This window comes from Streptomyces bluensis (assembly GCF_014650715.1).
Classification (GTDB): Bacteria; Actinomycetota; Actinomycetes; order Streptomycetales; family Streptomycetaceae; genus Streptomyces; species Streptomyces bluensis.
In genome coordinates, this window is the sequence record NZ_BMVM01000008.1 from 245335 (window position 1) to 263120 (window position 17786).

The 17786-nt window shown below is 70.5% G+C and carries 12 protein-coding genes, 1 tRNA gene and 1 pseudogene; 4 read left to right on the forward strand and 10 right to left on the reverse strand.

Going from position 1 to position 17786, the window contains the following annotated elements:
* Positions 1-96: 96 nt before the first annotated feature.
* Both pfkB and IE262_RS21430 read right to left on the reverse strand, forming a co-directional pair.
* The gene (gene pfkB / locus IE262_RS21425) at positions 97-1044 is read right to left on the reverse strand and encodes a 1-phosphofructokinase (protein ID WP_189875695.1); all 948 of its coding nucleotides are present in this window, start codon (positions 1042-1044) and stop codon (positions 97-99) included.
* On the reverse strand, positions 1041-1802 hold the full coding sequence (locus IE262_RS21430) for a DeoR/GlpR family DNA-binding transcription regulator (protein WP_134038796.1): 762 nt from the start codon (positions 1800-1802) through the stop codon (positions 1041-1043). Before IE262_RS21430 ends, pfkB begins: the two co-directional genes overlap by 4 nt.
* Positions 1803-2009: 207 nt before the next feature.
* Here IE262_RS21430 and IE262_RS21435 point away from each other — a divergent pair, with 207 nt between their 5' ends.
* Positions 2010-2984 carry a helix-turn-helix transcriptional regulator gene (locus tag IE262_RS21435; protein ID WP_189875698.1) on the forward strand — a complete coding sequence of 325 codons (975 nt, stop codon included), beginning with the start codon at positions 2010-2012 and terminating at the stop codon, positions 2982-2984.
* Between the two features lie 616 nt (positions 2985-3600).
* On the opposite strand, the gene IE262_RS21440 is transcribed toward IE262_RS21435, so the two are convergent.
* The 3 genes from IE262_RS21440 to IE262_RS21450 all read right to left on the reverse strand — a co-directional run bounded on the left by IE262_RS21440 (position 3601) and on the right by IE262_RS21450 (position 9898).
* Complete coding sequence (locus IE262_RS21440; RefSeq protein WP_134038794.1) at positions 3601-4599, reverse strand: sigma-70 family RNA polymerase sigma factor; 999 nt, start codon at positions 4597-4599, stop codon at positions 3601-3603.
* Between the two features lie 286 nt (positions 4600-4885).
* Positions 4886-8905 (reverse strand): wHTH domain-containing protein, encoded by a 4020-nt coding sequence (locus IE262_RS21445; protein WP_189875700.1) that lies wholly within the window; start codon positions 8903-8905, stop codon positions 4886-4888.
* Positions 8906-9097: 192 nt separating this feature from the next.
* Positions 9098-9898 (reverse strand): dioxygenase family protein, encoded by an 801-nt coding sequence (locus IE262_RS21450; RefSeq protein ID WP_189875702.1) that lies wholly within the window; start codon positions 9896-9898, stop codon positions 9098-9100.
* A 112-nt stretch (positions 9899-10010) separates the two neighbouring features.
* Between IE262_RS21450 and IE262_RS21455 the strand changes: the two genes are divergently transcribed.
* Entirely contained in the window at positions 10011-10514 is a 504-nt protein-coding gene (locus tag IE262_RS21455) for a MarR family winged helix-turn-helix transcriptional regulator (protein WP_134038790.1), read from the forward strand.
* A 153-nt stretch (positions 10515-10667) separates the two neighbouring features.
* Here the strand turns inward: IE262_RS21455 and IE262_RS21460 are convergent, their stop codons facing one another.
* Both IE262_RS21460 and IE262_RS21465 read right to left on the reverse strand, forming a co-directional pair.
* The gene (locus IE262_RS21460; RefSeq protein ID WP_134038789.1) at positions 10668-12206 is read right to left on the reverse strand and encodes an MFS transporter; all 1539 of its coding nucleotides are present in this window, start codon (positions 12204-12206) and stop codon (positions 10668-10670) included.
* A 311-nt stretch (positions 12207-12517) separates the two neighbouring features.
* The gene (locus tag IE262_RS21465; protein ID WP_134038788.1) at positions 12518-13162 is read right to left on the reverse strand and encodes a TetR/AcrR family transcriptional regulator; all 645 of its coding nucleotides are present in this window, start codon (positions 13160-13162) and stop codon (positions 12518-12520) included.
* Between the two features lie 551 nt (positions 13163-13713).
* On the opposite strand from IE262_RS21465, the gene IE262_RS21470 reads away from it, so the two are divergent.
* Entirely contained in the window at positions 13714-15000 is a 1287-nt protein-coding gene (locus tag IE262_RS21470) for a M6 family metalloprotease domain-containing protein (protein WP_373305097.1), read from the forward strand.
* Positions 15001-15305: 305 nt separating this feature from the next.
* Positions 15306-15381: transfer RNA gene (locus IE262_RS21475), tRNA-Arg, on the forward strand.
* Positions 15382-15449: 68 nt separating this feature from the next.
* Here IE262_RS21475 and IE262_RS21480 read toward each other — a convergent pair.
* The 3 genes and pseudogenes from IE262_RS21480 to IE262_RS21490 form a co-directional block, all read right to left on the reverse strand.
* On the reverse strand, positions 15450-16601 hold the full coding sequence (locus tag IE262_RS21480) for a tyrosine-type recombinase/integrase (RefSeq protein ID WP_189875715.1): 1152 nt from the start codon (positions 16599-16601) through the stop codon (positions 15450-15452).
* Positions 16601-16783 (reverse strand): helix-turn-helix domain-containing protein, encoded by a 183-nt coding sequence (locus tag IE262_RS21485; RefSeq protein WP_134038768.1) that lies wholly within the window; start codon positions 16781-16783, stop codon positions 16601-16603. The genes IE262_RS21480 and IE262_RS21485 overlap by 1 nt, the downstream gene beginning before the upstream one ends.
* Positions 16776-17482: pseudogene (locus IE262_RS21490) on the reverse strand (replication initiator); the annotation flags it as partial. The gene IE262_RS21485 and the pseudogene IE262_RS21490, both read right to left, overlap by 8 nt.
* Positions 17483-17786 lie beyond the last annotated feature (304 nt).

The window sequence follows — 17786 nt, forward strand, 5'->3', positions numbered from 1 at the left end:
GGGAAACCGTGGCAGTGGTGGGTAAAGGGAGGCCGCCACTTCCCGGGCCCGGCGACAGCTCTGCCGACAGTTCTGCTCGTAGCGAGGGTACGGGCGTCATGACACCGGCTCCCTCAGCTCTCGGTCCACCGGGACCTCGGCGGTCACCGTCACCGCTGCCGGATCCAGGTCCCCCGGCGTCGGCATCACGCTGCCCGGCAGCTGGACGGCGGCCGCGCCGTGGGCCACCGCCGAGGCGAGGGCCTCAGGTCCGTCGCCGCCCGCGATCAGGAAGCCGGCCAGGGACGAGTCGCCGGCGCCGACGTTGCTGCGTACGACATCCACGCGGGCGCTGCCGAACCAGGCGCCCGAGGCGCCCACCAGCACCTGGCCGTCCGCGCCGAGGCTGGCGAGCACGGCGCCCGCGCCCATCTCCCTCAGTTCCTCGGCGGCCTTGACCGCGTCGCCGACCGTGGTGAGGGGGCGGCCGACGGCCTCGGCGAGTTCCTCGGCGTTGGGCTTCACGACGTCCGGGCGCTCACGCAGAGCGGCCAGCAGTGCCGGGCCCGAGGTGTCGAGGGCGATCCGGGTGCCCGCCGCATGGGCGCGGGCGACCAGGGCGGCGTACCAGGACGGTGCGAGCCCGCGCGGGAGGCTGCCGCAGCAGGCGATCCAGGAGGCGTCGACGGACTGCGCGCGGACGGTCTCCAGGAGCAGCTCCTGCTCGGCCGCGGAGAGTTCCGGCCCGGGTGCGTTGATCTTCGTGAGGACACCGTCGGGCTCGGCGAGCGCGATGTTGGACCGTGTGGCCCCGGCGACCGGTACCCGTGCGACCTCGATCCCCTGTGCGTCGAGCAGGTCCGCGACCAGCGCGCCCGGGGCGCCGCCGAGCGGCAGTACGGCCACGGTGCGCTGTCCGGCGGCGGCGACCGCACGCGACACGTTGACGCCCTTGCCGCCCGGGTCCATGCGTTCGCCGGTGGCCCGGACGACCTCGCCGCGGTCGAGGGAGGGGACCTCGTAGGTGCGGTCCAGGGACGGGTTCGGGGTGACGGTGAGGATCATGCGCGCACCACCTCCGTGCCGCCGCGCTCGATGGCGTCGGCGTCTTCGGGGCTCAGCCCGCTGTCGGTGATCAGCAGGTCCACGTCACCGAGGTCGCCGAAGCGGGCGAAGTGTTCCTGGCCGTGCTTGGAGGAGTCCGCGAGCAGCACCACGCGGCGGGCGGCGGCCACCGCCGCGCGCTTCACGGCGGCCTCGGCGAGGTCCGGGGTGGTCAGTCCGTGGCCGGTGGAGAAGCCGTTCGCGGCGACGAAGAGCACGTCCGCGCGGATCTCGCCGTAGGCCCGCAGGGCCCAGGCGTCCACGGCCGCGCGCGTACGGTGCCGGACGCGGCCGCCGACCAGGTGGAGCTGGATGCCGGGGTGGTCCGCGAGGCGGGCCGCGATGGGGAGGCTGTGGGTGACCGCGGTGAGCGCGGTCTCCAGCGGGATGGCGGCGGCGAGCCGGGCGATCGTCGTACCGGCGTCGAGGATCACCGTGCCGTCGCTCGGCAGTTCGGCGAGCGCGGCGTGGGCGATACGGTCCTTCTCGTCGGCGGCGGTGCCCTCGCGCTCGGCGAGGTCGGGCTCGAAGTCCAGCCGGCCCGCGGGGATCGCGCCACCGTGCACGCGCCGCACGAGGCCCGCCCTGTCCAGGGCCTTCAGGTCGCGCCGGATCGTCTCAGCGGTGACCTGGAACTCCTCCGCCAGCGAGACCACGTCCACCCGGCCGCCGTCACGGGCGAGCCGGAGGATCTCCTGCTGCCGCTCCGGTGCGTACATGTCCGTTCGCCTCCGACTTCCCGCCCGCTGATGCCCGAACTTGTGGATTCGCAAGGAGGCTACGCCTGGATTTCCAGAAAGTAAACAGGTTCGGGCACGGGTCAGACACAACCGGGCACGGGGGGGTGTTGCATCAGGCCGAGTGTTGCCTTGGGACCGGATGTACTAGGCCGGATTCTGTCCTCATCGCACGGCATGCTGTGATGCATGACGACCGACACCCCGGCCCGCCTCCTCCGGCTCCTCTCCCTCCTCCAGACCCCGCGGGAATGGCCCGGCGGCGAGCTCGCCGACCGGCTCGGCGTCTCCCGTCGTACCGTCCGCCGGGACATCGACCGGCTGCGTGAGCTGGGCTATCCGGTGCAGGCGACCAAGGGTGCCGAGGGTGGATACCGGCTGGTGGCCGGGAAGGCCATGCCGCCGCTGGTCCTGGACGACGAGGAGGCGGTCGCGATCGCGGTCGGGCTGCGCGCCGGGGCGGGACACGCGGTCGAGGGCGTGGACGAGGCCTCCGTACGGGCGCTCGCCAAGCTGGAGCAGGTGCTGCCGTCGCGCCTGCGCCGTCGGGTCTCCACCCTGCAGGCCGCGACCGATCCCCTGACCAGCGGTGACGGGGCGACCGTGGCACCGGAAACGCTGACGCTGATCGCCTCGGCGGTGGCCGGGCAGGAGCGGCTGCGGTTCGCGTACCGCTCCCGCGACGGCACCGGGACACGGCGCCTGACGGAGCCGTACCGGCTGCTGTCGACCGGCCGGCGCTGGTACCTCGTCGCCTACGACCTCGACCGCGCCGACTGGCGCACCTTCCGTTTGGACCGGGTCAGTGACCCCTTCGCGACGGGCGCGCGCTTCACGCCGCGTGAGCTGCCGACGGGGAGCGCGGCGGAATACCTGCGACAGTCGATGTACCGGCGGCAGGAGGCATACGCGTTCGACGTGACCTTCGCGGCGCCCGCGGAACTCGTCGCGGCGCGGCTGCCGGGGTGGCTGGGCTCGCCCGAGCCGGTCGACGAGCACAGCTGCCGGCTGCGGGGCACCGCGGACGCGTCCCCGGCGTGGCTGGCTGTGCGACTGGCACTGTTCGACTGCGAGTTCACGGTGCACGAGCCGCCGGAACTGCTCGGGTGTGTACGGGATTTGGGGGCGCGGCTGACGCGGGCGGCGGGCGGGACGACCCCGTGACGAGCCCGTAGAGCGCACCCCCGTCCTCTGACGTGCAGGTACGCCACCTGTCGCCCTACGGCGCAGCGCGCCCCTGTGGCACAATCTGCCGTTCGGGTCACCCCGGGGTTCAGGTCCGGGGTGGCCCTTTGACGTCCGGTGCGTGGCGAGAAGTGGAGCCGGGCTCCGGCGCCAGGGGGGAGGCGCCGAAGCCCGGCTCGGGGAGAGTCCCGGCGCCGGGGGGAGTGCGTCGGGACTTGGCTTTCGGGTATCGGCCGACAGCCGGCGGACGGGGTCGTACGGCGGCGCGGAGGTCGTGCGGGGCACACAACCTCGCCCATAGACCCCGTACACAGACTTCGTGCACAGAGTTCGTGCAGAGGCTTCGTGCACAGACTCCGTACAGCGACCTGGGGCTTCGCCCCGGGCCTGGCGTTTCCGGAACCACCTGTCGGTCCTGTGCCCGCCAGTCTTGTGCCCGCGCAGCGCGGGGTTGAAGCGGCGGAACACGGCCAAGTCCGTGCGCGCAGCAACAACCACGCTCAGGCGCACTGGGGTCTCGCGCGAGCCCCGGCCCAAGCGGTCATCGACCTCGTGGCTGTGGCCGTGGCCGCGTGTCGCCTGACGCGCCATGGCGTCAGGCGGCCGCGTCGAACCCCGTGTCCCGCGCCAGCTTCTTCAGCTCAAGCAGCGCGTGCTTCTCGATCTGGCGGATGCGCTCGCGGGTGAGGCCGTGCTCCTTGCCCACCTCGGTCAGCGTGCGCTCGCGGCCGTCCTCGATGCCGTACCGCATCTTGATGATGGAGGCCGTGCGCTGGTCGAGGCGCCCGATCAGCTGGTCGAGGCCCTCGCTGCGCAGCAGCGTGAGCACCGACTGCTCGGGCGAGACCGCGGAGGTGTCCTCCAGCAGGTCGCCGAACTGGGTCTCACCCTCGTCGTCGACCGACATGTTGAGCGAGACCGGGTCGCGCGCCCAGTCCAGCACGTCCGACACGCGCTCGGCGGTGGAGCCGAGCTCCTCGGCGATCTCCGCGGGCTCCGGGTCGCGGCCGTGCTCGCGGTTGAACTCGCGCTGCACACGGCGGACGCGGCCCAGCTCCTCGACGAGGTGGACGGGCAGCCGGATGGTCCGCGACTGGTCCGCTATGGACCGGGTGATGGCCTGACGGATCCACCATGTGGCGTACGTCGAGAACTTGAAGCCCTTGCGGTAGTCGAACTTCTCGACCGCGCGCACCAGGCCGGCGTTGCCCTCCTGGATCAGGTCCAGCAGGGGCAGGCCACTGCGCGGGTAACGCCGGGCCACGGCCACGACCAGCCGGAGGTTCGAGCGGATGAAGACGTCCTTCGCACGCTCTCCCTCGGCGGCCAGGGCCTCAAGCTCCTCTCGGGTGGCATCCGCCTTGGCTTCCTCCTCACCCTCAAGGATCTGCCGCGCGAACACACCCGCCTCGATGGTCTGGGACAGCTCTACTTCCTTGGCGGCGTCCAGCAGCGGCGTACGCGCGATCTCGTCGAGGTACATGCCGACCAGGTCGCGGTCGGCGATCTCGCCGCCCGAGGCGCGAACGCTGAGTGCCGCGTCGTCTCCGCCGGAGGCGGACGTACGACGGGCGGCGACGGCACGGGTTGCCATGCGTGCTCCCTTGCGATGGTGGGCTAGCGGATGGTCCTGTGACACTGGTCACCCCCTCGGGTGCCCGGCATCCGAAGGAAACAACGACTGGAATCGGGACAGAATTCCCAACCTGCACCTCAATTTTTCTGATCATGCAGTACCCTGCCCCGACTACAAGGCGTGAACGGATGCCGCCGGAACGTACGGAGGCGCAGATCAGTGCCGCCCTTGGCCGCCCCTCCCACTCCTGAAGACGACCCGCGCCGCCCGAAAGTTGCCGGGACGCGGCTCACAGGCAGGGCTGCTATGCCTCCTGGGCACGGGGAAGCCTGGCCATGGCGGCGCGGATGGTGCCCGTGACTTCGGGGACGTCGAATCCCAGGCGGCGGAAGCGGACGGCGGCCTCGGGGATGGTGATGCCGAGTTTCACGGAGGCAGCACACAGTTGGCTCAGGGATACGGGGTCTTCGGGCTCCATCCACGGGGCCGCGCTGTCCAGGTCATAACTGAGCAGCATCAGATCGTCGGCCAGATCGCCCGGGTCGAGGTGGTCGTGGCGGGGGATCCGAAATCCGTACGACTCCAAGCGGGCCGCGATCTCCTCGACAGGCCTTCTCAGCTCGCGGGCGGTGCCCAGCAGAGCCGCCAGGGAAACGTCCGTTCCGCTCACCTTGCGCTCACTCCAGAGCTTGAGCTCGTGGTCGGGCAGCAGGGCATCGTCCAGCTCGTCCGGTTCCTGGGGAAAGTCCAGCGGAACGGCCACCCCGAGCGCGCGGAGCCGGTCCGTCACCGTGGCCAGGGACCACCCCAGCACATCGGCCGCGCTCCACAGGTCGACGAAGTCGAGCCTGTCGAGCAGACTCGGCGAGACGTCCTCAAGTTCGAGGGCGTCGAGGAGTTCCCGATCCGCTTCAGAGAGCTCGGTGTGCGGCGCCGTCCTCGGGCGCAGTCCGTAGTCGCTCAGCGCGGCGATCACGTCGTCCACCTCCTGGCCGGACGCCTCTGCGGCCCGCCGCACATGCCCGAAGGGCACCTCCTCGCCGACCTCAAGCCAAGGAGGCTCACCGTCAAGCCGAGTGCTGAGCAGGGGGAGGTCCTCGGGGCGCGACCGTTCGGGCAGGTCGGTGACCGTCAGGCCGTACGCCCTCAGTGTCCGGCACACGTCCGCTGCGGGGAGGCCGGTGCGGACCGAGGCCCGGAGCACATGCCCTGGAGGAACCTCCCGCTCGGCAGCACACCAGTTGCCCTCGCCCTCGCCGTCCCTGCTCAGCAGGACGAGGTCGGTCCTCTCCGGGCGGTCCGGAAGGCCGGCGGCCAGAGAGACGTCGAAGCCGTAGGGGGTCATCCGTGCGGCGGTCTCCCCGATGCCGAGGCCGTGTCTCACATAGGCATCGAGGAAGTGGCCCAGCGGAACGGGGACATCCGTGGAACGCCAAGGGGCCGAGACGTCCGGCCTCGGGGCCCTCCCAGCCCACTTGAGGAGCGAGAGATCGAGCGGATCAGGATCGTCGTCGGGGTAGTGGTCGAGGGCCGTCACGTCGGCACCCAGGGCGGCGGCGCGGAGGGCGATCCGCCGCGGGGTCATCCCGAGACGTGCCGCTGTCCACAGCACGAAACCGGGCTTGGACCAGTCCCCTGCCTCCAGCCACTCCCCGGACGGTGCGAGCAAGGCGGAGTCCGACGGCAGGGCGGGGAGGAGGCGACCCACCGTGCCCAGTTCCGGGACGAGGTCGACGAGCCGTTGCGCCTGCCCGTGCGCGAGGAGCCGCCACAGCAGTACGTGGTCCGGCATGCCTCTGGAGGGACGGTTGTCCGCGCGCGTGGCAAAGCCGATGATCCCCGAGTCCCAGGGCAGAATCCCCACCTCGGCCGGTCTGAAAAACTTGCCGTCCCGCAGTTCCAGCTCCAGGTCGGTCGCCATGAGCGCTTCGGTGACGATGTCGGCGACCTTCGGGCTGGTCTCGGCCACGGAGGAGATCCACTCGGTGGTGACCTGCGCGTCCATCGACGTGACCAGTTCGCGCGCTGCCGTGCGCAGCAGCCGTTCCACGTCTTCCGATACATCGTCGAGGATCTGCAGACGGTCGACGGACAGCTTCGGAACGAGGTCCCCGGTCAGGTTCACCAGCCCCCCTCGCAGCACCGGGTAGGCCGCACGCCTGAAGCGACCCGCCATCCCCTGCGACTCCGCCAGCACGCCTCGGCGCTGCTCGGGCCGGGTCAGGATGCCGTCGACCAGCACGCCACCGCCGGACTCGCACCAGACCACCGACGGGGCGACAGCGCCCTCCGGAACCGGGCCGGGCACCTGCCAGCCCGAGGCGGTGAGCCTGTCCGAGCCGTCACCGCTGGGCCCCGGTTTCAGCCGGTAGGCCCCCGCCGCCCACCGTGCCGACCGCGCCCCGTGCTCGACCTCGACGTCGGCGTCCGACACCCCGAGCAGCCGCACCAGCTCCGTTACGCAGGAGGGCGCCTCCTTCCGCAGATACAGCCGTACCGTCGTCCCCGGATACCGTCGCTCCGTGCTCCTCTCGATCCGGAACAGGTGGTTGGGCCCGTAGATCGCGACCTTGAAGCACGGCTCCGACGTTGCCCCGTCCTCACCCAGCCGACGGGTCACGACCTCGATCTCATCCGCGATCATGAAGTAGCTGAGCACACCGATGCCGAAGCGGCTGACGGGGTAGAGGTTGATACCCACGGCCTCCCAGTTCGCCCGTTCGTTGCGTACGTCCGTCAGGTCGGTGAAGCGGGTGCCCGCGCGCGCGAAGACGCGGCTGAGCTCGGACTCGCCCATGCCGATGCCGTTGTCCTCGCACAGCAGGTACGGGCGGCCGTCCGGCCCGACTCCCTGCTCGAAGCGGATCCGCCCCTTCCAGTCATCCGGGGAGGCGCCGGGCCTGGTCGCCAGGAAGTCGGTGCGGGCCTTGCGGTAGCGGCAGGCGTCCAGCGCGTTCTGGTAGAGCTCGCGGATCGCGAGCCCCGGGCTGCGGTACAGCTGGTCACCCATGAGCAGTTCCTGCACGCGGCGGGCGTCCACACGGAACTTGCTGTAGCTCTCGAACTTGGGCCGGTCGTGGTCGTCCAGCGCCGCCTCGACACCCTCGGCGGAGGCGCGCAGGGGCAGCGCGCGCAGGGGCTCCAGGAGTTCGTCGCCGCGGGCCGCGCGGTGGATGTCGTAGAGAAGGACGTCGACCTGCTCCACATGCCGCCGCAACGCCTCGACCACGGCCTCGTGATGGCAGTCGGCGGCCTGGAGCACCATGGGGCCGCTGTCGGCGTGCCAGGCGGCGCCCGCCACCGTCTCGTGCAGTTCGGCCAGGTCCACGCGGTACGGGATGCCGAGGTTCTCGACGAGGTCGTCGGGGAGAGCGGGGATGTCCAGCGCCCTGGCGCGGGCGATGGCCAGGAGGAGGGCGAGGCGGCGGACGCGGACCTTCTGGGGTATGCCGCCGGTTCCCGGTACGGAGACGGCCGAGTCGATACGGTCGAGGCGCTCCGGCCGGCACATCTCCCCCAGCGGCAACCGCAGCCCGTAGAGCAGTTGCCCCGCGCGGCGTTTGTGGAACAGGGCGGTCAACGAGGCGTCCGGCAGGGGAAGTCGCTTGACCAGGTCCGTGTACGCCGTCCAGTGGTCCTCCGTCCCCCGCAGACCGTGGTCGATCCACTGGTGGAACAGCCACCACCCGATGTCCGACTCCGCGCCCGGGCGTTCGGGCAGGTCCAGCGTGGCCCGGCGGACGAGGCGTTCGTGACCCCGGTCGAAGAACTTCTCGAAGTCCGCCCGGTCTCCCGCGGCTCGGGTCGGGCGGAGGTTCGCGGGGCCGACGTGGGCGCGGGCGGCGGCCGTACGCACCCAGAGCGTCTGGGACAGGAACGGCGTGAGGGTGAGCAGGAGCACCTCGGCGGGCTGGAAGTCCCAGTCGGCGGCGCCCTCCGCGCACACCAACTGGCTGGTCTCGCCGTGGAAGCGGGTGGCGAAGGGGCGGTCCCACCACGGGTCGCGCGGGTCGCCGGTCAGCTCGCGCTCACCCTCGTCGTGCAACTCGGCGAGAACGGAAGTGATGGCGCGGGCCGCGTCCCGGGCGGCGGTGGCGTCCCGGCCCTCCGGGATCCGGTCCCACAGCGGGGAGTCCGAGAGCTCCCGCACCCAGGGGTGGGCCGACGGCGGCTCGGTCTCGGCCGAGGGTGCGGCCGAGCCGTACTGGTTGAGCACCAGCGACGCCACGTAGTGCGCCTGCACGGCCGAACCATGGACCGTGCCGCCGCTGAAGGTGTTCCCCGCCCCGCTGTTCGCGCCGTTCGCCCCACCTGGATCTGTCACGCCGTCAAGCGTAGAAGCAACTCCCGCGGCCCATCAGGGGAAATGCGTCAGTGACCGGAGTGACCGGGCGCAGCGCCGTCGTCAGCGCCGAAGACCGACGCGGGAGTCAGGGCGGAAGACCGACGCGGGAGTCGGCACCGAAGACCGACGTAGGAGTCAGGGCCGAAGACCGAACGACCGCCCTCAGCCCCCTCAGCCGAACTGCACCGACCGCTTGGCCAGCCCCATCCAGAATCCGTCGATCACCGACTTCTGGGCGTCCAGCTCGCCGGAGGCCTCGGCCGCGCCCATCGTGACGAAGAGCGGCGCGAAGTGTTCGGTACGGGGATGGGCCAGCAGGCCGGAAGGGGACTTGCGGGTGAAGTCGAGGAGCGCGTCCCAGTCGCGGTTCTCCAGAGCGCGGTGACCCCAGTCGTCGAACTCCACGGACCAGGACGGGATGCCTCCCTGCCGCAGGGCCGCGAGGTTGTGGGTGAAGAAGCCGGAGCCGATGATCAGAACGCCCTCGTCGCGCAGGGGCGCCAGCCTGCGGCCGATCTCCATCAGCCGCACGGGGTCGAGCGTCGGCATCGAGATCTGGAGCACCGGGATGTCGGCCTCGGGGAACATCTCGACCAGCGGGACGTACGCGCCGTGATCCAGGCCGCGGTCGGGGATGTCCTGCACGGGCACGCCGGGGGCGCGCAGCAGCTTGCGGACGGACTCGGCGAGCTCGGGCGCGCCGGGGGCCTCGTACGTCACCTGGTAGTAGTGCTCGGGGAAGCCCCAGAAGTCGTAGACAAGAGGGATCGTCTCGACGGCGCCGAGCGCCAGCGGGGCCTCCTCCCAGTGCGCGGAGACCATCAGGATCGCCCTGGGGCGCGGCAGTCCGGCCGACCAGGCGGCCAGTTCACCGGGCCAGACCGGGTCGTCGGCGAGCGGCGGCGCGCCGTGGCTCAGATAGAGGGCCGGCATCCGCGTCACGACGGGGTGCTCTTCGGCGACGGCGGACATGCGACGACTCCCTCGCTCAACCTGAAGATATTCTTGAAAGCTCAAGCTCTACGCTGCACAGGTTACGCCTTATTTGTTCAAGTTTCAAGGATGGGCCTCGTACAGTAGATACATGAATACGGCACCCGCTGAAGAGCCCCGCTGGCTGACCGACGAGGAACAGCGCACGTGGCGCGCGTATGTCCACGCCTCGACCCTGCTGGAGGACCATCTCGACCGGCAGTTGCAGCGTGACGCGGGCATGCCGCACGTCTACTACCACCTGCTCGTGGTGCTCAGCGAGGCGCCGCGGCGGCGGCTGCGGATGACCGAGTTGGCGATGCGCGCGAAGATCACGCGGTCGCGGCTCTCCCATGCGGTGGCCCGGCTGGAGAAGAACGGCTGGGTGCGGCGCGAGGACTGCGCCGACGACAAGCGGGGGCAGTTCGCGGTGCTGACGGACCAGGGGTACGACGTGCTGGCGCAGAGCGCGCCCGGGCACGTGCAGGCTGTGCGGCAGGCGATCTTCGACCGGTTGTCCTCGGAGCAACGGGAGTCCCTCGGCGAGATCATGCAGATCGTGGCCGAGGGTTTGCAGCCGAAGGAGGCGGGGGCGGACCTTCCTTGGTTGAGGTGAAGTCCCCGGGTTGAGGTGGAGCCCCGCGCCCTTGAAAAGCACTGGGCCCGCCCCGGCCTTGTCCGGGGCGGGCCGGGGCGGGCCGGGGCGGGCCGGGGCGGGCCGGGGCGGGCCGGGGCGGGCCGACGAAGTGTGCCCGAAGTGTGGGTGGGGTCAGTGGGCGACCACCGGGACCTTCAGTTCGTCGTCCGTGGCCTCGTTCGCACCGGAGACCGAGACGCCCGGACGGCCGGCCGTGACGAAGGTGAAGGCTATCGCCGCCGAGAGGGCCAGGATGCCGACCGCGAACCAGATCGCGTTGGTGTAGCCGTGGACCATGCCCTGCAGCTGAACGATCTGCTGCTGGGACCTGGAGGCGGCTCCCCCGATGTGGTCCGCGATGTACGCGGTGGTGGCCGAGGCCGCGATGGTGTTCAGCAGGGCCGTGCCGATCGCGCCGCCCACCTGCTGCGAGGTGTTGACCATCGCGGACGCGACACCCGCGTCACGCGGCTCGACGCCCTGCGTGGCCAGGGACATGGCCGGCATGAACGCCGTACCCATGCCGAGGCCGAGCAGCACCTGGGCCGGGAGCAACAGGGCCGCGTACGACGAGTCGATCTCCATCCGCGTGAGGAGGAGCATGCCGGTCGCGGCCACCAGGAAGCCGGGCGCCATCAGCGCACGCGGCGGAACCCGCGTCATCAGCCGGGTGCCGATCTGCGTGGAGCCCACGATCATGCCCGTGATCATCGGCAGGAAGGCGAAGCCGGTTCTGACCGGTGAGTACCCCTTCACGATCTGCAGGTAGTAGGTGAGGAAGAGGAACAGGCCGAACATCGCGATGACCGCGAGGCCGAGCGAGAGGTAGACGCCGCCGCGGTTGCGGTCGGTGATCACGCGGAGCGGCAGCAGCGGCGCCTTGACCCGGGACTCGACGACGACGAAGGCCAGCAGCAGAACGGCCGACGCGACGAACATGCCGATCGTCAGCGAGTCGCCCCAGCCGTCGGACTCGGCGCGGGTGAAACCGTAGACGAGGCCCACCAGACCCAGGGTGGACAGCACCACGCCCGGGACGTCCAGCGACGAGCGGTTGCGGCCGCCCTCGGGCTCACGGACGACGAAGTACGCGCCCGCTGCGGCGGCCGCCGCGAACGGGATGTTGACGAAGAACGTCCAGCGCCAGTCCAGGTACTCGGTGAGGAAGCCGCCGAGGATCAGCCCGACGGCGCCACCGCCACCGGCGATCGCACCGTAGATACCGAACGCCTTCGCGCGCTCCCTGGCGTCGGTGAACATCACGGCCAGGAGGGAGAGCGCGGCGGGGGCGAGCAGCGCGCCGAAAACACCCTGGAGGGCACGGGCCCCGAACATCGTCGCCCCGTTGGTGGCGGCGCCACCGAGCGCGGACGCCGCGGCGAAGCCGATCAGCCCGACGAGGAAGGCCCGCTTGCGCCCCCAGAGGTCGGCCATGCGGCCACCGAAGAGGAGCAGACCGCCGAAGGCGAGGGCGTAGGCCGTGACGACCCACTGCCGGTTGCCGTCCGAGATGCCCAGGTCCTCCTGGGCGGACGGGAGGGCGATGTTCACGATGGTCGCGTCGAGAACGACCATCAACTGCGCGAGCGCGATGAAGACGAGGGCTTTCCAGCGCCCCTCGTCGGGGACCGGGGCCGGCTTCGCGGCGGCGGCCTGGGCTGTTTCAGACATGGAGGTACCCACTTCGGGACTTCGTCGTAACGGAAAAAGGTGCGGGAGGTGTGCAGGAGTGTGTGAAAGGCCTGCGGTGGAACGGCAGGCGCGCGAGGGAGCCGGCGCGTCGGAGCTGACGTCGTCGTCAGTGAGGGCCGGAAGCTTGGCGTGCTAGGTGTTTTTGGTGTTACTGGTCACCAGACGCGCTTGGCGTGCTTGGTGTGCTTGGTGTGCTTGGTGTGCTCTATGGGTTCTGTGTGCTTGGTGACCCGGTCAGTGGTGACCCCGGCAGCGCCCAGAACTAATCGGTCAGGACCGGTAGGTCGCGGTCAGGTCTGGCGCAGATCCTCCATGGTCGCCGACGCCCCCGGCAGCTCGGACCGGGCCGGAGCCCGCAGTCCGTCCAGGAACAGTTGCAGATGGCGGTGGACGAAGCGGTCGGCGCTGAGGCACCCGGTGCCGGCCGGAGGACGGCTGAGCTGGGCGAGCGCGACCATCAGATCACCCACACCCACGTCCGGTCGGAGCTGCCCGGCTGCCCGGGCCCGCTCCATGAGCGCCTCGACCAGTTCCTCGACCCGTTCGCGTGCAGCCTCCAGATCCGGGTGGTGCTCGCCGAAACCGGCGGAGATCATCGGGCAGAGCGCGCTGATGCGCTCCTCGGCGGAAACATGCACGAAGCGGGACAGCGCCTCGAACGCGTCACCCGTCTCGGCGAGCGCGAGCTCCGCCGCCTCGGCCGTACGGCCCATGACCGAGCAGACGACCTCGCGTACGAGTGCCTGCCGGTCGGGGAAGTTGCGGTACACCGTGGCGTTGCCGACACCGGCCCGGCGGGCGATCTCGTCCAGCGGCACCTCGGGGCCGCCCTCGACGAGCATCTCCCGGGCGGCGTTGACGATCCGCTCCCGGTTGCGCAGGGCGTCGGCCCGCGGGCGGGACACCTTGCGCTCTACGGGGGTGGCGGTCTGCACGGCGTACTCCTTGGTGAGGTTCTCGCGATCCGGGGGGCGTTTCCCCGTTTCGTTCGGACACATGACCAAACGGGGAAACCGTCCCCGGTTATTTCACCCTCAGCCACGCATTTCATGTGACCCCCGTCACACCCCTTCCGGTCAGAAAGCACACGATCGGCCTGCTCCAACGCGCGATCGGGCGACCCCGGACACAGGGTGATCGGAAGGGTGCAGCCCGAGACCGGCGCGGCTGCCGTGGAGCGAAAGGTCCCTGCATGCAGCCGACCAGCCGCCGCGCACGCTCCGCCCTTCCACGCAGAGGCCGTCGCACTCCAGCCGGTCACACACAGGCCGATCACATACAGGCCGACCACGAACAGGCCGACCCCGAGCAGGCCGACCTCGAGCAGGCCGACCTCGAACAGGCCGCCCCCGAACAGGCAGGCCACCTCCGCTCCCGTCGCACACTCCCTGAGCGCGTACGCCCTGGACGCATACGTTCTGAGCGCAAACGCCCTGATCGCAAGGGCCCCGATCGCAAGGGCTCCGATCACAAGGGGCCCGATCGCATACGCCCTGGACGCATACGCCCTCAAGGCCGCCCGCGTCGCCTCGCCGCGCTCGCCTCCGTCACGGCCCTCACCCTCGCCGTCAGCACGTCCGCGGGCGCCGGGCACCTGAGACCGGACCCCACGACCGCTGCCGGCTCCACCTCGCTGGCCCGCCGCGCGTCGCTCAGCCCCTGCATGATCAGCGGCCCGTCCTCCGTACAGATGTCGGAGGGCATCCCGACCGGACCCGGCTACTCCCGGTCCACGGGCACGGTCCGTGCCCTCAACCTGATGATCGACTTCTCGGACGCTCCCGGCGAGGGCAGCGCGCTGGAGCGCCTCGCGGAGTTCGCCCCGCAGACCCGCGCGTGGTTCGCCACCAGTTCGTACGGCAAGCTCGACTATCGCCCCGAGGCCCCGATCGGCGACTGGCTGCGCATGCCGAAGTCGTTCAAGGAGTACGGCATAGAGCGCGGTGCCCCCTTCGACCCCGGCTACCGCAAACTGGTCGAGGACCTCGTGACCAAGGCCGACCCGCGCGTGGACTTCCGCAAGTACGACCTCGTGAACGTGCTGGTCACCCCCAACGCGGGCCCCTCCGCCCTGGACACCGTCCTGTCGGTGACCTTCGCCGGCAACCACGAGGCACCCGTCGCCGACGGCGTCCCCATCGCCAACGCGTCCTTCGTCTACAGCCGCCAGGACGACGGCTCCGGCAGGTACGCGGAGACCGGTTACCGCGTGCTCCCGCACGAGAACGGCCACGTCTTCGGGCTGCCCGACCTCTACACCCACGAGGGCGGGGGCGCGGTCGGGCACTGGGACATCATGAGCGAGGACTGGGGCGCCGACAACGACCTGCTCGGCTGGCACAAGTGGAAGCTGGGCTGGCTGGACGACAGCCAGGTGCGCTGCGCGACCACGCCCGGCAGCACCGAGTACACGCTCACCCCGCTACCCCGTCCCGGCGGCGGCCCCAAGCTGGTCTTCGTGCCCCTGGACTCCCGCTCCGGGTACGCGATCGAGCTGCGGGTCCGCGGCGGCAACGACGCGGTCGTGTGCCGTCCCGGCATCCTCGTCTACAAGGTCGACGCGACTGTCGACACGGGCGGCGGGCCGGTGCGGGTGTTCGACTCCCGGCGCGACAGCGGCGGCTGCACCAACAGCCCCAACGTCCACGCGGAACTGTCCGACGCGACGTTCGTTCCCGGCGAGTCCTTCCGCGATCCACGCTCGGGAGTCGAGGTCAAGGTCCTGGCGACCGATCCGGAGGGGAACCACCGGGTGCGGGTGACACAGCGGTAGGGCCCATGGCCCACCGGTGCGCCCGGGGATGCGAGAGGCCGGTGGTCTGGTCGAGACCACCAGTTTGGTGAGCAGCAGGAGGACGACACCGGCCTCGGGCACCATCCGCAGGAACCCGTACTACCCGGTCGAGGTGCCATCGTGCCCGAAGCCCGGGGTACCGGGCCAGCCATGCAGGGCCCACCCAGCTTCCACCCAGCCGCCACCCGTCCGCGCTGACCGTCCGATGCCCAACTGAGGCGACCACCCCATCCCTCCATCCGCTACGCTGTCTCCGACCGGCCGCCACACCGCAGCCGCACCCCGCCTTCGTAGCTCAGGGGATAGAGCACCGCTCTCCTAAAGCGGGTGTCGCAGGTTCGAATCCTGCCGGGGGCACCAGCCAAAAGGCCCCGGACCGATCTTGGTCCGGGGCCTTTGACATCTACTTCTGACATCAACGAGCACGGTCACTGACGACCGGGGGGCCTCCTGAGCAGGCGGTCCATGTAGCTCATGGCTTCGCGCTGCGTGTCCTGGACGACGTGGGTGTACACGTCCATCGTGATGCTGATCTGGCTGTGCCCGAGGATCTCCATCACTACACGGGGCGCGACTCCGGCCGCCGTGAGGAGGGTGGCGGTGCCGTGCCGGGCATCGTGCAGCCGGATGACGCGGAGGCCGGCGGACTGGGCGACCCGGGTGAACGAGCGGTAGAGGTTGCGCGGCTCGACCGGGCGGCCGGTGCGGGTGGTGAAGACGTATGCCGACTCCTGCCACCGCTCCCCCGCCTTGGCTCGGGCAGCCGCCTGCCGCATCCGGTGCCAGCGCAGGGGTGCGATGCAGAGCGCGGGCAGAGGAACGGCACGACGGCGGCGACTCTTGGGATCATCGTCGTACAGGACGCCACGGCGCCGCTGGATCTGCTGGCCGACGTAGAGGACGCGGTTGTCGAGGTCGACGTCCGACCACCGGAGTCCGACGATCTCTCCTCGGCGCAGACCCATCGCGATGGCGAGCACGAAGGCCGCGTAAAGCGGGTCCTTGCGGGAGGCGGCGAGAAAGTCGAGGGTCTCGTCCAGCGTCCAGGGCTTGAGTTCTCGGTTGTCGGTGCGGGGCGGCTCGACGAGCTTCGCCACGTTGCGCGTGATCAGTTCCTCGCGGCAGGCGGAGGAGAGCGCCGAGCGCAGAACTCGATGTGATTCCTTGGCAGTTGCTGCGGTGCTCTCCTTCTCCAGTCGGACGAGGAAGCGGCGGACGTCGGCGACGCCGAGGGATTCCAACCGCTTCGCGCCGAGCCAGGGCACCAGGTAGAGCCGAACGTGTGCCTCGTACTTGTCGAAGGTGCTGAGCTTCCGCCGGGGCTTGATGACGTTGTCCAGCCAGTACGGCAGCCCCTCGGCGAGCTTGGCCGAGCGGGTAGGCACGGGCACGCCCTGGTCCACCTTGTCGAGCAGTTCCCGGCGCTTGGCGTCGCACTCGGCCCAGGTCTTGCCGTAGGCGAACTTACGGGCGCGGGTCCCGTCCGGCTGGAGAACGTAGACCGCGCACTGATAGCGGCCGTCCTTGCGCTTGGTGATGGTGCCAGCGCCGTTGGGGTTCCGCTTGCGTTGCTGGGCCATCAGGCAGCCGCCTCCAGTTCGTTGGTGATGTATTCGCGGACGGCACGCGCCGGAATGCGACGGCACCGGCCGATGGTGAGCGAGGGCAGGCGACGCGAGCGGATCAGGTCGTAGACCGTGGACCGGCCGAGCTTCAGCCGCTCCATCACGTCGGGCACCGTCAACAGCTCGTCATCAGGCATGGGTGGGCTCCCCTTCCGTTCCGGGGGCGGGTTCGACGGATGCGGCAAGCCAGGCTTCGGTGTCGGACAGACCGGTTCCGGCGAAGACCCAGTGGGCGAGGACGTACGTCGTGTCGGCCTCTCGCTCGGGCAGTGCAGCAGCGGCTTGTGCGCGGCGCCATTCGGAGCGGGCGTCGCGAAGGGCGCCGAGGGTGGTGGAGTAGCGGCGGGACTTGGTGGAGAAGTGGCCTCGGAAGCCGAGCATGTGGGCCCGGGCTCGGAGCCGGAGCTCTTCAAGTTCCTTGCGTGCGCCGAGCGTCCACGCGGTGCGGATGAGGCGGCGGGCGTGGTCGCTGATGTCGAGCTGGGCCAGCTCGGCGACGAACTTCAGCGGCCGGTCGAGAGCTCCCGTGGCAGTTTCGGCGCCCTTGGTGGCGTACTTGGCGATGTAGGCGGCGACGGCGCGTTCGGTGAGCTCCTGGCCGTCGTTGAAGTCGGCGGAGCGGATGGTGCGTACGTCGAGTTGGCGGCCGAAGGCGAAGGTGTGGGCGCGTCCGTCTATGACCGGGCCGTCTACGCGGACCTTGGCGGCAGCCGCCTCGATGGCGTCGGTGAGCAACTCGGCAGTGGCCCACGCCGGGGGCGGGGTGTCGCCACCACTGGGACCGTCAAGGCGATGACGGCGTGGAAGTGTACGGCGCCGCGCTTTTGGTACTCGGCCGGGCAGGAACTGCCCATCACAATCCGTCCCGAGTCGGCTGACGAACTCGACTGGCTGGACCCGTACTTGGACGGGAGGGCGGGAACGCTCGCAGTGGTGCTCCACGGCAATGGCGTGAACGCCGAGAGCCAGCACGTCGACTGGTGCAACCCGGCCGGCCGCCGCCTCGGAGTCCCAAGCTCCGCGTCGGCGGCGCCGACTACTTGTTGTGGATCAAGGCGCCTGGGGACTCGGACGGATCCTGCGGAGTCGGCATGGGCATCCCGGCCGGAAGGTTCTCTCCATACTTGGCGGAGCGGCGGA